The sequence below is a fragment of the Marivirga arenosa genome (assembly GCF_030503875.2).
In the GTDB taxonomy this organism is placed as follows: Bacteria; Bacteroidota; Bacteroidia; order Cytophagales; family Cyclobacteriaceae; genus Marivirga; species Marivirga arenosa.
Genome location: NZ_CP129968.2, coordinates 366,310 through 380,923, shown reverse-complemented (window position 1 = coordinate 380,923; position 14,614 = coordinate 366,310). Strand labels below are relative to the sequence as shown.

At 31.5% G+C, this 14,614-nt stretch carries 15 protein-coding genes; 11 read left to right on the top strand and 4 right to left on the bottom strand.

The annotated features are described in order from the left end of the window. Positions 1–5: 5 nt before the first annotated feature. From QYS47_RS01640 to QYS47_RS01630, 3 genes are all read right to left on the bottom strand, one after another. Positions 6–764 carry a 2OG-Fe(II) oxygenase gene (locus tag QYS47_RS01640; protein ID WP_308358080.1) on the bottom strand — a complete coding sequence of 253 codons (759 nt, stop codon included), beginning with the start codon at positions 762–764 and terminating at the stop codon, positions 6–8. A gap of 184 nt (positions 765–948) precedes the next feature. Further along, on the bottom strand, positions 949–1,524 hold the full coding sequence (locus QYS47_RS01635) for a methyltransferase family protein (RefSeq protein ID WP_302102880.1): 576 nt from the start codon (positions 1,522–1,524) through the stop codon (positions 949–951). Position 1,525: 1 nt separating this feature from the next. After that, on the bottom strand, positions 1,526–2,125 hold the full coding sequence (locus tag QYS47_RS01630; RefSeq protein ID WP_322347486.1) for a nitroreductase family protein: 600 nt from the start codon (positions 2,123–2,125) through the stop codon (positions 1,526–1,528). 77 nt (positions 2,126–2,202) lie between these two features. Here QYS47_RS01630 and QYS47_RS01625 point away from each other — a divergent pair, with 77 nt between their 5' ends. Beyond that, positions 2,203–2,823 (top strand): ParA family protein, encoded by a 621-nt coding sequence (locus QYS47_RS01625; protein ID WP_322347485.1) that lies wholly within the window; start codon positions 2,203–2,205, stop codon positions 2,821–2,823. Between the two features lie 13 nt (positions 2,824–2,836). Next, on the top strand, positions 2,837–3,205 hold the full coding sequence (locus QYS47_RS01620) for a hypothetical protein (protein WP_302128350.1): 369 nt from the start codon (positions 2,837–2,839) through the stop codon (positions 3,203–3,205). A 159-nt stretch (positions 3,206–3,364) separates the two neighbouring features. Here QYS47_RS01620 and QYS47_RS01615 read toward each other — a convergent pair whose 3' ends face one another. After that, positions 3,365–4,072 (bottom strand): ComF family protein, encoded by a 708-nt coding sequence (locus QYS47_RS01615; RefSeq protein ID WP_322347484.1) that lies wholly within the window; start codon positions 4,070–4,072, stop codon positions 3,365–3,367. A 54-nt stretch (positions 4,073–4,126) separates the two neighbouring features. Between QYS47_RS01615 and QYS47_RS01610 the strand changes: the two genes are divergently transcribed. The 9 genes from QYS47_RS01610 to QYS47_RS01570 all read left to right on the top strand — a co-directional run bounded on the left by QYS47_RS01610 (position 4,127) and on the right by QYS47_RS01570 (position 14,572). Continuing rightward, the gene (locus QYS47_RS01610) at positions 4,127–4,477 is read left to right on the top strand and encodes a carboxymuconolactone decarboxylase family protein (protein WP_308358084.1); all 351 of its coding nucleotides are present in this window, start codon (positions 4,127–4,129) and stop codon (positions 4,475–4,477) included. Beyond that, positions 4,470–4,829: a hypothetical protein gene (locus QYS47_RS01605; RefSeq protein ID WP_322347483.1), complete on the top strand. Its 360-nt coding sequence runs from the start codon at positions 4,470–4,472 to the stop codon at positions 4,827–4,829. The genes QYS47_RS01610 and QYS47_RS01605 overlap by 8 nt, the downstream gene beginning before the upstream one ends. 12 nt (positions 4,830–4,841) lie before the next feature. Beyond that, positions 4,842–5,609 carry an exodeoxyribonuclease III gene (locus tag QYS47_RS01600; RefSeq protein ID WP_322347482.1) on the top strand — a complete coding sequence of 256 codons (768 nt, stop codon included), beginning with the start codon at positions 4,842–4,844 and terminating at the stop codon, positions 5,607–5,609. Positions 5,610–5,660: 51 nt separating this feature from the next. Beyond that, positions 5,661–9,026 (top strand): DUF4175 family protein, encoded by a 3,366-nt coding sequence (locus QYS47_RS01595; RefSeq protein WP_322347481.1) that lies wholly within the window; start codon positions 5,661–5,663, stop codon positions 9,024–9,026. Continuing rightward, positions 9,023–9,424 carry an ATP-binding protein gene (locus QYS47_RS01590; RefSeq protein ID WP_308358088.1) on the top strand — a complete coding sequence of 134 codons (402 nt, stop codon included), beginning with the start codon at positions 9,023–9,025 and terminating at the stop codon, positions 9,422–9,424. The genes QYS47_RS01595 and QYS47_RS01590 overlap by 4 nt, the downstream gene beginning before the upstream one ends. Next, positions 9,424–9,852 carry an rRNA maturation RNase YbeY gene (ybeY, locus tag QYS47_RS01585; RefSeq protein ID WP_322347480.1) on the top strand — a complete coding sequence of 143 codons (429 nt, stop codon included), beginning with the start codon at positions 9,424–9,426 and terminating at the stop codon, positions 9,850–9,852. The genes QYS47_RS01590 and ybeY overlap by 1 nt, the downstream gene beginning before the upstream one ends. Before the next feature lie 144 nt (positions 9,853–9,996). Further along, positions 9,997–11,862, top strand: a complete 1,866-nt coding sequence (gene mnmG, locus QYS47_RS01580) for a tRNA uridine-5-carboxymethylaminomethyl(34) synthesis enzyme MnmG (RefSeq protein ID WP_322348411.1) — start codon at positions 9,997–9,999, stop codon at positions 11,860–11,862. Then, positions 11,862–12,749 carry a class I SAM-dependent methyltransferase gene (locus QYS47_RS01575; protein WP_322347479.1) on the top strand — a complete coding sequence of 296 codons (888 nt, stop codon included), beginning with the start codon at positions 11,862–11,864 and terminating at the stop codon, positions 12,747–12,749. The genes mnmG and QYS47_RS01575 overlap by 1 nt, the downstream gene beginning before the upstream one ends. Further along, a complete protein-coding gene (locus QYS47_RS01570; RefSeq protein ID WP_322347478.1) occupies positions 12,746–14,572 on the top strand; it encodes an Ig-like domain-containing protein in 1,827 nt (608 codons plus the stop codon). The genes QYS47_RS01575 and QYS47_RS01570 overlap by 4 nt, the downstream gene beginning before the upstream one ends. Positions 14,573–14,614: the final 42 nt, after the last annotated feature.

The window sequence follows — 14,614 nt, the reverse complement described above, 5'->3', positions numbered from 1 at the left end:
TGGTCTTAGCTTACTTTTAGCACTTTCTTTATGCTATCAAAAAATGAGTTTTGTGGTTTTTCCTCCTGACTAGTTTCAGGAAAAATTGTATCATGGTAAGTTATATCTTCTTTTTCTTTTTTGGTATAAAAAGTAGCAGAAAACATTTTTCGTTCTTCTTTGTCAGGACACTCCAAAGGTTTGGTATAACCATAATATGAAGTGTCTTTTACTTCAAAGATTACCGCTCTGTTAAATCTGCAAGAAACGGCTTTCTTACATTTAGACACACAATCATTCCACATTTCCAATGCACCATTCCACTCTGGTTTCCACCTTGGAGTAAGGTAAAGTTGAAGGTTTAATCTTCTTTGCACATCTTTTTCAGGGTGAATGTTAAAGTCAACATGCACATCTTCAAAAGATCCTTTTTTCCCTTTTTGGATTCCTACACCAAAACCATCATTGGTAATGAAGGCGTTTTCAATGCCTGTCACTTGCTCAATGAATTCCAAAAATTTAGGTTTGGCAATTTCCTCTTTTAAGAGATTGAAAAGGCGTGGATATTCCTCAAACTTATCACCTTCTAGCTTATTCTCATGTTTATCCTTCTTTGGCTTATTGAAAAGCTCATCCTCTGGAAAGAAATTATGGAGTTTTTCTGCTACCTCTGTCGACAAAAAGTCATCCAGAATAATGTGGTGAAACGGTTTAGAGGATTCAAACTCCTCTTTGTACTGATCAATTTGTTCTTGACTAAAGTGCTTATTTTGAATAAGTTCCATAAAGGAATTTAAAATTTCGTGGCGCAAATATACACTTCATATGTAGTTTGCAAGAATAAAAACTAAAATATTTGTTCACTAAACTATCAATTAACATTACAATATGCATTGAATCGCTATAATAAGTGCTCTAACCTTAATTTAGTTAAAAAAGTGCCATGAAATTTACTTTTTCGATAAAGTACTATTTCCTTAAGGTAGGAAATAACATGGGAGTCTGTTTTTTATAATCATCGTATTCTTGCCCAAAGAAATTTTTAAGTCGTTTTTCCTCAAAATAGATACCAATAAATAAGTAAAAAAGAATACAAATAACATGTACTAAATTGGTGTAAGTAGGACTAAAAATCAAAAAACCTATTAAGCCTAGTATCAGAGCGGAATAAAGAGGATGCCTAATTCTGGCATATATTCCATCCTTTATTAGTTTTTGATTTGTTTCTGATTTTATACCCAGAAATTCTGATAGACTAATAGGCCTAAAAGCGAGTTTTGCTAAAAGAAAACCAAAAGTAGCTATGATTAAACCAATTGATTTACTCACCTGATCTTTTACAAATAAATATTCTGCTGGTAATGTGGCTCCTAAAAAGAAAATGAATAAAACAGCAAATATAGAAAATACATTATACAACCTTCTATAGGTTAAAGGACCTAAATTCAATTTGTCTTTCATTAATCTAGATGCCAAAATTGAATGCATTAATCCAAAAATTAACCAAGCGAGAATTATGGGTAAATATGTAATCAGATATTCCATTTTATCCTTTAACCCAATTTACTTTATCATTTATTGAAGATCTTTTCCCTGCTGGCCAAAATCCTTCTTTTGGAACGCCTACATAAAGCCAGCCTAATAATTTATCATCTTTATCTAAAGCCAATGCTTCTTTAGCCTCTTCCATGTAAGTAATACCACCTGATCCCCAATAGCAACCCACACCATAAGCACTTGCGGTTAATTGCATATTTTGAACTGCTGCTGCCACTGCCGCAATTTCCTCTTCAACTGGAACACTTTTTTTCTCATCTCTTTTCATTCCAATAGCTATCACATGCGAAGCAGACAAAGGTTTGTTTCTTAGTGTTTCCATTTTCGCTTCATCAAATTCCCCTTTTTCAGTAGAAACCTTTTTATAGATGTCTGCCTGAAATTTTCCTAGTTCATTTAAGCCCGCTTCAGTAAAAACGATAAACCTCCAGGGTTCAGTGTGTTTATGATTAGGAGCCCAATTCGCGTTTTCGAGCATTTGATCTATGATTTCATCATCTACTTTTTCACCTGTGTATTGTGCAGGATAAATTGATCTTCTGGTTGCGATCAATTCATTAATTTCATCGATATTAAATCTTTTTTTCATTATCTTTTTTTCATTTCTAACCTAGATTTGGAAAAAGGGTTACAGCTATGTATTTTTATTCATATTGAATTTATGATATGACAAAAATAATTTCATTTATCTCCAGAAAAGGAGGTACCGGAAAAACTACAAGTGCCATCCATTTTGCAACTATGCTGCACAGCTTGGGCCATTCATTAGCAATGTTGGAAACTGATACCAACTATACGCTCAATACTTTACGAAAAATGGAAGTATATAAAACTGGCGCAAAAGAATCATCCGTTTTTCCGATTATCGGTTCGGAAGATCATAAAGCTTTAAACGACATAGCCGAACTCAAAAATAGGAAATTAGATTATATAGTAGTGGATAGTGCAGGAAAAACCACTGATGAACATATCAAAAAGCTAAGCTTAAGTAGTGATTTGGTAATTGTTCCTACTAGTTTAACGCCTAATGATCTATTAGTAACCTATCAAACAATTGAGGATATTAAACCTGCAAGAGAGGAAAATAATAAGTTGAAGATATTAGTGCTTCCCAATAGAGTTCATTCCGCTACCAAAATAGAAACAGTAAAAGATGCTTTGTCTGAATTAGACGCAGAAATTTTGGAAGTAAAAGTACCGGCTAAAAATATTTTTGCTAATTTCAGTACAATTTTAGCTGAAAAAGAATTTTTACCAATCACTAAAGCAATATTAGCTCACTTATAAATAATTGATCGCAATGGCTAAGAAGAAAGATACCTTAAAAGACTTAAATGATTTCATGAAGAATCAGTCAACGGATTCAAAATCTGAAGATCAAGATTATTTATCTAAAAAACCTACCCAACTAGCTGAAGTTGAAGCTTTAAAAGATGAAATAAAGAAAATGGATGAATTAGCTGAAGGAAGTTTGTCTGAAAATGAAATCGCTAGTTTTATTCAAAAAGTGGCTGATGCTCACAATATCAGTTCCAGACAAGTTCTGTACAGAGTTTGTGAAAAAGTTTTAGAAAATGTTAAAGACAGAGAAGCTGCGGATATTATGTTGGAAAACATGGTATTGTATCTAAAACATCAAGATTTATTATTAGAAAAGTTAAAATCCTAGTTAAAACACTCATTAAAAAGAACTTAGCTTGTATTTCTTGATTTAAACCATTCTATAAATGAATTTATAACTATACTGATTAGCTCCAAGATCAAATATTTCAGACATTTAATTTTGTATTAAAAATGGTTAATAGGTTCCTAATTATAGAACATTCCTTTATTTCCTAGTACAGGCTATTGAAGCAATCGATATTTCAGCACCTGCTTGTATTAAAGGTTTGCAACATGATTGCATGGTTGCTCCAGTTGTTATGACATCATCTAAGAGCAAAATCTTCTTTTTATCAATACTTTGCTCTTTTGATATTAATTCAAAAACAGATTCCACATTTTCAAACCTTTCAATTCTATGCTTTTTAGTCTGGCTTTTACTATTAATGGTTTTAGTTAGAATAGGGGTAAAAGGGATATTTAATACTTTTGAAAGCCCTTTTGCTATAATATCGCTCTGATTGTATCCTCTTTTTCTCTCTTTTTTATAATGAATAGGAACTGTAGTGATCAGATCCCATTCATTTTGAAAATAAGGTTTGATTTCTTCACCCATAATTTCTCCCAACAAAAGCCCAACAGCTTCGTTTCCCTCATATTTAAGCTGATGTAAAAGCTTTTGAATTACTGTTCCTTTTTGAAACCAACTTAAGGCAAAAGCATATTTTAAATTAGGAACTTCAAAAAAGCGAGTATGTAATTGATTGGGTTGGTCAAGATGAAGGTTTGTTCGATTTAAATCATTGAGGCAGTGGCTACAAACTAGTATTTCAGACCTGGATAAGGTAAGATTACAGGAAAGGCAGTAGTTCGGGAAAAATAATGATATAAAATCGGATAGTATTAGGGAAAAGGTTTGGGTTGAATAGCTCACAAGGACTAACTTTGCAGGTTAATTTAAATTTCAAAATTGATAGTGATTTAATTTATGAATAAAGTAGAGGAATTCAACGAGTATCGCGCAAAAATGAATGATAAAATTGTGGGGAGTAACAATAAAATCCTCAAGCGCATATTCAATCTTGATACAAATGCTTTCGCTGAAGGCAGTGTTGATAAAAAAACTAAGGAAATGATAGGATTATCCTCTTCCATGGTTTTAAGGTGTGATGACTGTGTTCGCTATCATTTAGGTAAATGCTTCGAACTGGGCGTTACAGATGAACAAGTTTTTGAAATATTTTCTATTGCCAATTTAATAGGTGGCACAATTGTAATTCCCCATTTAAGAAGAGCAGTTGAATTCTGGGAATATTTGAAAGAAAACGAGAATGATTAAAAAAGATCTTGAATTAGAAAGGAAATGGCAAGCCTTAAGATTGGCTTTAAAAGATAATGTAGGGCGAAAGCCTAAAGACATGAATGCTATTTTATTTCTAATTGGAGTTCAAGAATTAGGAAAAGGGCCTCATAGTTTTAATAAAGAAGATAAGCAAGACTTAATGCATATTGCAATTTGTAAAGTATTAAGTCTTTCTGGTTTTTACAGACTGGAAGGGACAGATGAAAATGGATGGCCACATTGGGTATTAGAGAAAAAGTTACCCCATTTTGACCTTTTAGAACAAGAAAAATTGCTCAAAATGCATGTAATTGAGTATTTTGAGAATGAGATTGGTTTAGTATTTTAAATCAGATATTTAATGAATATAATTTCATACAATGTAAATGGTATCAGAGCTGCAGAAAAAAAAGGTTTAAGCGAATGGCTTAAAGAAGAAAAGCCTGATGTTTTTTGTTTACAAGAACTTAAAGCAAATAGAGATCAAGTTGATCTTACTGTTTTTGAAGAGCTGGGCTATGATATCTATTGGCATTCTGCAGAAAAGAAAGGATATAGTGGGGTTGGAATATTTACTAAGGTGAAACCAAAAAATGTTGAAATAGGATGCGGAATACCACAATATGATAGGGAAGGAAGAGTAATCCGTGCGGATTATGACGGTTTTTCTATCATGAGCACCTATATGCCAAGTGGTTCAAGTGGAGATCCAAGGCAAGATTTTAAAATGGAGTGGCTTTCAGATTTTAGAAATTATATTCAAGAATTAAAACAAGAAATTCCTAATCTGTTGATCTGTGGAGACTATAATATTTGTCATCAACCCATAGATATTCATGATCCTGTAAGAAATAAAAATAGCTCTGGCTTTTTGCCAGAGGAAAGAGAATGGATGACTGAATTCCTAAATGATGGATTTGTTGACACTTTCAGACATTTAAATAAAGAACCCGATCAGTATAGCTGGTGGAGCTATAGAGCTGCAGCCCGTGAACGAAATAAAGGCTGGAGAATTGATTACCACATGCTTTCTGAGAATTTAATTGATAAACTAAAATCAGCCGATATTTTACAAGATGTTAAACACTCAGACCATTGTCCTATAAAAGTTGAGTTGGATGTATCCTAAAACATATAAAATATTGGAAATCATTGTATTAAATTTCTCGTTATTACTGAAGTGAATTCGAAAAGTAACATAGCGGAAATTTTAAATAAGCTAACGGCTTACAAGAAAAAGTATTACTTAAATAAAATTGTTAAAGGCTTAATTTTAAATATAGGCTTTATCTTATTTATAATACTGCTTGTAAGTGGGTTAGAATATTCATTTCAACTCAACAGTCCTACTAGAACTGTTTTATTTGCACTAGCCTTAATAAGTTTAATAGCAGTTTCCATTAATTTTCTAATTATTCCTCTTTACCATTTATTAGGAAATGGAAAGCACTTAAGTAATGATGAGGCCGCAAAACAAATTGGACAGTATTTTCCTGAAATTAAAGATAAACTACTGAATATCATTCAGTTAAATGAATTATCAAGTACAGAAAACTCATTGATATCAGCTAGTATAAGTCAGAAATACAAAAATATTTCACTCTTCAATTTTAAGGAAAGTATTAACATTAGAAAATCTAATAAGAGCTATCTGCCTTATCTCTTAATTCCTTCCGTTATTACTGTATTGGTTTTCATGTTCTCTCCCAACATGATAACTGAAGGTAGTTATCGAGTTATTAAATTTAATGAAGATTTTATTCCTAAGGCTCCTTTTCAATTTCAAATTCTGAATGATGAACTGAATGGTTTTAAAGGTGAAGATTTTACTTTAACCGCAAAACTTGAAGGCAATGAAATCCCAGCAGAATTATTTATAAATAAGGAAGGAGTAAAACAAAAGTTTGAAAGAACCACCGACAATCAATTTAAATTCACTTTTAAAAACATTCAATCTAATGTAGACTTTAGGCTCGAAGCAGCTGGTTTCTATTCTAACAATTATCAATTGAAAATATATGAGAAACCAAGTATACAGGAAATGAATATCAAATTAGATTATCCTAATTATACTGGCCTTGATAATGATATGATCAATAACTCAGGGAATATCATTATTCCAGAAGGAACAGTAGTTAATTGGTTGATTCAAAGTAAAGCGAGTGATCAAATCTCTATTGAGTTTAAAAACGAATCATACAGTTTTAATAATGCGACTCAAAACAGTTATAATTTATCAAAATCTCTTGTAAATTCTTCAGATTATAAATTGAATTTATTTAATAAAGAAAGTAACTACAATCAATCTATTAACTATTCAATAGAAGTAATAAAAGATAAGTATCCTGAAATAAATTTAACCCCTATTAATGATAGTACCTATTTTAGGCAAGTAGCAATTGCGGGAGAGATCAGTGATGATTACGGATTCTCAAAATTGAATATTGTATACAATAAATTAAAGGATGGACAAACTGTAGAAAAAGGAAAGGTTCCTCTTCAATTTGATAGAAAAATTCTTAATCAGAAGTATTTCAGCTTATGGCAATTGGATTCCTTAATAGAAGAGAACACACAGATTGAATATTATGTAGAAGTAGCAGATAATGACGGAGTAAATGGTGCTAAATATTCAAAAAGTTCGAGCTTCATCTTTCAATTACCTGATGATGAATACATTGAGGAAAGTATTAAAAAAACAAGTCAAAACACTGAAAATCAGATAGATAAAAGTGTTAAGGCCTATGAAGGTACTAATCAAAAGCTGGAAGAATTAGAAAATATTCTTAAGACGAAACGAAAACTAAATTGGGAAGATAAAAAGCTCTTAGAAGATATTATTAATGAAAATGAGAAAAGAAGAGAAGAGTTAAAAAAGATTAAGAACGAATTTGAAAGCAATCAGGCAAAACGTGATCGATTCAATAAACAAAGCCCTGAGTTAAAAGAGAAATCAGAACAGCTTGAAAATTTAATGGAAGAAATGCTTCAAAATGAAAATGAAGAGTTAATGGAAAAAATTAAGTCTTTATTAGAGGAGCAAAATCAATCAGATGAATTTAGAGAATCGGTTGAAGACCTTAAGAGAAAGGAGCAAAATAAGTTGAAAGAGATGGAGCGTCTTATGGAACTATTCAAAAGAATGGAAATCCAATATGACATGAAGCAAGTAGGCGAAAAGCTTAAGGATTTAGAGGAAAAACAAAATACACTCTCTGAAGAAAACGATAAGCAAAGAGATACTGAATCAAATGATAATTCAGATGAATTTAATTCAGAAGAAGAAAAGCAAGAAGCTGTTAAAGAACAAAAAGAGCTAAATCAAGAATTTGATAAAATCCAAGAAGAGCTGAGAGAGATTGAAAAACGCAACCAGTCATTAAAACAGCCTAACTCTTTACAAGATACAAAGGAGAAAGAAAGTGAAATTGAATTAAATCAGCAGAATAGTTTACAGAAACTACAAGAAAACAATAAAAGTGGGGCTAGTGAAGATCAAAAGAAATCGGCCGAAGAAATGAAGGAGATGTCTGAAATGTTATCTTCTATGCAAATGAACATGGAAATGGAGATGCTTCAAGAAAATATTGATGATCTTAGAGATATAGTAGATAATCTTCTTAAACTTTCTTTCAGACAAGAGGAATTAATGAAATCCTTCAGGGAAGTTAACCCTAGCGACCCAAGATTTATTTCTTTATCTGAAAAGCAATTGGCCATGCAAGATGATGCACAAATTGTGGAAGATAGCTTGAATTCACTTGCTGAACGGGTTTTCCAGATAAAAAACTTTATTAATAAAGAATTGGATCAGATGAACGAATCCATGGAAGCAAGCGTATCAGCATTAAGAGAAAGAGAAAATGGCAAAGCAATTGCTGAACAACAGTTTGCTATGACTGCTATGAATAATTTAGCACTTATGTTAGATGACGTTCTGGAACAAATGCAGATGCAAATGCAAGCCTCTATGGGAATGGGTCAACAATCTAAAGGAAATCAACAATCGCCAAGTCTTTCAGACATGCAAAAATCACTTAATCAGAAAACAAAAGAGCTAAGTCAAGGACAAAGAGAAGGCAGACAGTTTTCTGAGAAATTAGGTGAATTAGCAGCTGAACAAGCTAAAATTCGTAAAATGATGGAAGAGTTACAAAAGCAGCTTGGTAATAATGGTGAAGAAGGTGGAAAGGAAAATGGTGGAAATGCAGGTGATATTGTTGAAGAAATGGAAAAGATAGAAGAGGAGTTAGTAAATAAAAGACTAAACGAAAGACTAATTGAAAGACAACAAAAAATTGTTACCAGGTTATTAGAATCAGAAAAGGCAAATCAAGAGCAAGAAGAAGATGAAGAAAGAAAAGGAGAAACTGCCACAGATTACGAGAAAAACCGAATACCTAATGCTTTTGAAGAATATATAGAAGAAAAGAAAAAGGAGATTGAACAGTTGAGAAACGTTCCTCCAAACTTTACACCTTATTATAAAAACGAAATCAATAAATATTATAATCGATTAAAATTAAAAGAAAACCAAAAACAATGAGTGAGATCAGTATAAGTATTCCATCTCTTAGTGAAAACATCAGAATTGTTGAAAGCTTTATCGACAATGCTAAAGAGAGATTCAGTTTAGACGATGACATTTACGGCAATATTATGATTGCTGTAACAGAATCAGTTAATAATGCTATAATTCATGGGAATGATGGAAATAAAGATAAGAATGTGTATCTATCCTTAAATATGGAAGAGAATACCATCACCTTTAATATTTCTGATGAAGGACAAGGTTTTGATTATAATTCATTGCCTGACCCTACAGCTCCTGAAAATATTGATAAACCAGGCGGAAGAGGTATCTTTCTTATGAAAGCATTAAGCGATGAATTAAGTTTTGAACAAGAAGGTAAGACTGTAAAATTAAGCTTCTACATCAGTTAATGGATAATATTTACTTTTTTAAAGAGGATTGTCAATTTGACTTAAGGAAACTTAAAAAGCATAAAAAGTGGTTAAATCAGCTTGCAGACCAATATAAGTATGAAATAGCTGAAATTAACTACATCTTTTGTTCAGATGAATATTTACATAAAATCAACTTGGATTATTTAGATCATGACACTTATACTGATATCATCACATTTGATTTAAATGATTCTGAAGAACAAAACAACTTAATTGAATCTGATATCTTCATTAGCATAGATAGAATAAAAGAAAACGCAAATAATTTAAAGATTGGTTTTGAGCAAGAACTCTCAAGAGTAATGGCTCATGGCATACTTCATCTTATAGGTTTCAAAGACAAAACAGAAGATGAGAAATCAAAAATGAGAGAAGCAGAGAATAAAGCTTTAGAATTATTGTGAATATTGAGTGTTCCACGTGGAACAGTTTTTAAGTATAGAACAAAACTAAAAAGAGTAATCAACTGTTCCACGTGGAACAGTTATCAAAAATTATAATTAATAAATCATGTGTTCCACGTGGAACACCTAAAATGGAAATATAGTATGTTTCAAAATTACGACTTGATAGTAGTAGGAGGTGGTCATGCAGGTTGTGAAGCAGCAGCGGCTGCAGCTAATATGGGTTCAAAGGTATTATTAGCTACCATGAATATGAATACTATTGCTCAAATGTCTTGTAACCCAGCGGTAGGTGGGGTAGCAAAAGGGCAAATCGTTAGAGAAATTGATGCATTGGGTGGTTATTCTGGTATCATAGCGGATAAATCTATGATTCAATTTCGAATGCTTAATAAGTCCAAAGGTCCTGCAATGTGGAGTCCTCGTACACAAAATGATAGAATGCGTTTTGCTGAAGAGTGGAGATTACAATTGGAAAGAATACCCAATCTCGATTTCTGGCAAGAAATGGTTTCTGGAATCATAGTAGAAGATAATAGGGTAGTAGGTATTGAAACCAGTATGGGCCTAAAAATAAAGGCGAAAGCGGTTGTTCTTACGAATGGTACTTTCCTTAATGGGCTTATACATATAGGTGAAAAACAATTTGGTGGTGGACGTTCAGCGGAAAGAGCTTCTAAGGGTATAACAGAACAATTAGAAAGTCTTGGCTTTGAATCAGGAAGGATGAAGACGGGTACTCCACCTAGAGTTGACGGAAGAACAATAGACTACACTAAAATAGAGGAACAAAAAGGAGATGAAGTACCTGAAAAGTTCTCCTTTTCAAATGAGACAAAACCTTTAGAGAATCAAAGAAGCTGTCATATCACCTATACAAATCCTATAGTTCACGAAATATTAGAGGATGGCTTTGAAAGATCACCGATGTTTAATGGCAGAATACAAGGTTTAGGTCCTAGATATTGTCCTTCTATAGAAGATAAGATTAATAGATTTGCAGAAAGAAATAGACATCAAATATTTGTTGAGCCTGAAGGATGGGATACTGTTGAAGTTTATGTGAATGGATTTTCAACTTCATTACCAGAAGATATTCAGTATAAGGCCATCAGAGAAATTGAAGGATTCAAGAATGTAAAAATGTTCAGACCTGGCTATGCCATTGAATATGACTTCTTTCCTCCAACGCAATTGAAGACAACACTAGAAACTAAACTAGTAGATAATCTGTATTTTGCAGGTCAAATAAATGGTACCACTGGTTATGAAGAGGCGGCTTGCCAAGGCTTAATGGCAGGTATAAATGCTCATTTGAAAATTAATGAGAAAGAAGAATTCATTCTTAATAGATCAGAAGCATATATTGGTGTTCTTATAGATGACTTAATCAATAAAGGGACGGAAGAGCCTTATAGAATGTTTACCTCCAGAGCAGAACACAGAATCTTATTAAGGCAAGATAATGCAGACGTTAGATTAACTCCTTTAGGTCATAAGATTGGATTAGCTTCAGATGAACGATTAAAACAGGTTGAAGAAAAACAGTCAAGAATTGATGCGTTTATTAAAGGATTGAAAACTCATAAAGTAAAGCCTAATACTGTTAATGATAAACTTACTGAAATTAAGTCTTCTCCTATTAAGGAGAAAACAAATGCCTATAGTATCTTAAAACGTCCTGAGATTTCATTTAAGCAATTACAGTTTATTGAGCAAGATTTAAATGATATGATCAGTAGTTATACTAAAGAAGTGGTAGAAGCATCTGAGATAAACATTAAATATGAAAGTTATATAGAAAAAGAGAATCAGCTAATTGAAAAAATGAGAAATCTTGAAGATTTAAAGATTAAAGATTCTTTAGACTTCAATGCTATCCCTGCATTATCATCTGAGGCAAAAGAAAAGTTAAGAAAGGTAAGACCTCAAACATTAGGACAGGCATCAAGAATCAGTGGAGTAACTCCAGCTGATATTTCAATTTTAATGGTTTATTTAGGTAGATAATGAATTACGAAAATTTAACAGATTGCCCTGTTTGTGGTGGATCAAATTTAAAAAATCATAAAGTAGTTAAAGATCATTCAGTTAGTCAGGAATCATTCAATATAATGATGTGTGATAATTGTAATTTTCAATTCACAAACCCAAGACCTGATGAGGAGAATATAGGAAAGTATTATAATTCTGAAGAATATATATCACACTCAGACAAGGCTAATTCCCCTATTAACTTTATATATAAGATTGCAAGAAAGTATGCATTGTCTTCTAAAAGGAAATTAATTAATTCTGTTGCTAATCATAAAAAAGGTAGACTTTTAGATTATGGATGCGGAACCGGATACTTTCTTGAAAATATGAAAAGTAATGGCTGGAAAGTATATGGTATTGAACCCAATGAAAAAGCCCGATCTATTGCAACAGAAAAAGCAAAGGTTAAAGAAAATATTGAACAGCTCAATTTAAAGAATAAGAAGTTTGATGTTATTACGCTATGGCATGTATTAGAACACATACATGATCTTAATGACATCATCAAACAATTAAAATCAATATTAAAAGAAAAAGGCAAATTAGTAATAGCAGTTCCTAATATTGATAGTTATGAGCAATCATTTTATGAAGAGCATTGGGCTGCATATGATGTACCAAGACATCTCTACCATTTTAGCCAGGATACCATGAACACATTAATGCTCAAACATGGTTTAAAAGTGAAGAAAGTCTATCCAATGAAATTAGATGCATATTACATAAGTTTATTAAGTAATAAATATAAATTTCAAAAGAATAAATTCATAAAATCTATCTTAACAGGTTATAAATCAAATAGTTACGCTAATAAAAATCAAAATAATTATTCAAGTCTTATATATATAATCAAAAAATGATTAAAAGATATATCTCCCTACTTTTTAGTATTCTAATCATATATGCATGTGCTACAGTTCAAAGTCCTACAGGCGGAGAAAAAGATGAAAAAGCACCAATCTTATATGAATCCAATCCAGCTGATCAATCCATTAACTTTAAGGGAACTGAGATTAGATTATTTTTTAATGAATGGATGAAATTAGAACAAATACAAAATGAATTAATAATCACACCTAGAGAAGAAATTGATTATGAAGCCAATTTGAAAAAACAAGAATTAATAATTCAATTAGAAAAACCTTTAAAAGATTCGACCACTTACACTTTTAATTTCAGAGAGGCATTAAAGGATATAACTGAAGGAAATTTATGGGAGAACCCAGTTATAGCATTTAGCACTGGTCCATTCTTAGATTCTTTAGAATTTAAGGGTCAAGTAGAAAATGTATTTACTCACCAAGCTCAGAAAGATTTTTTAGTAGGTCTGTATGATGCAAATTATGATTCAGCAGATTTAAGACAAGGTAAGCCTGTATACTTTACAACTACTGATGAAAATGGTAATTATCGTTTTAGAAATTTAAAAGCAGGTAATTATCGACTTTATACTTTCAGGGATAGTAATAATGATTTAATAAATAATTCGCAATCTGAAGCATTTGGATTCCATAGTGAAATAATTTCCCTATATGATAGCATAGGCAATATTGAGCTGACTACTTACAAAAGAAATGAGGACACGCTTAAACTAAAAAAATATAGCCCAGTTGGTAAGGATTTTATTATTCAATATAATAAAGGAATAAAAGATTACTCTCTAATCAATCCTATTGATTCTAGTCAATATATATATGCAAATGATGTAGAAAAATCAAAATACATAAAAGTCTACAGAGAGAATTTTCCACAGTTAGAATATGAGACAGATTCTGTTTTATTAATAAGTCATGTTATAGATTCAACATATAATAATAGAACTGATAGTGTATACATTAAATTCAGAGAAAGTAGAGTAACAAATGATTCAATTAAAATACTTACAAAACCCGAAGGTAAAATAACATCTGGTATTCAAGAATTCGAGCTTTCAACCACTAAACCAATATTTGACATTAATTATGATTCAATTCAAATCAGATATGATAGTATTCCAGTATACAGAATTGATAATAAAAACGTAAAGATATCTGCAAACAAAAAAAATATAAGCATTTTAACAAAACTTGATAAATCCCAAGTTGAAGCTACTATCGATAGTATTACAGCTTATTTATCAACGCTCAATACTGATACTACCACAAATGAAAATGATAGTGTAAGCAATGAAACAGATACATTATCAAAAAACATAAGTGAAAACAAGCAATTATATAACTCAAATAATACATCCAACTCAAAGAAAAGTAATTTAAATCTCTATATAGGACAGGCTGCTTTTATTGGAATAGAAAAGGATAGCAGTAAAAGCTCTTCTACAAAAATAGAATTCAAACAAGCTGAAGAATATGGAATTATAAAGGGCAAAGTAATCGGAGCTGAAGTTCCTTTTGTTGTTGAATTACTTGATGAAGAATTCAATGTGTTAGACAGCATTAGCAATCAGGAAGAATATACATTTCAATATGTAGAACCTGGTGATTATAAACTTAGGTTATTAAAGGATCAAAATAATAATCAAAAATGGGATGCTGGTAATCCATTCACATTAAAAGAGAGTGAAAAATACATCTTTTTAAACGAATTAATTACGGTCAAAGCCAATTGGGAAGTTATAGACAAAAACTTTGATTTGAGTGTGGAAAACGAAGTGGATAATAGTGTAAAAGAAGAGGACTTATAAACATTTATAAACACTGATAAGCAATTAGAGATAGAAAGTGAA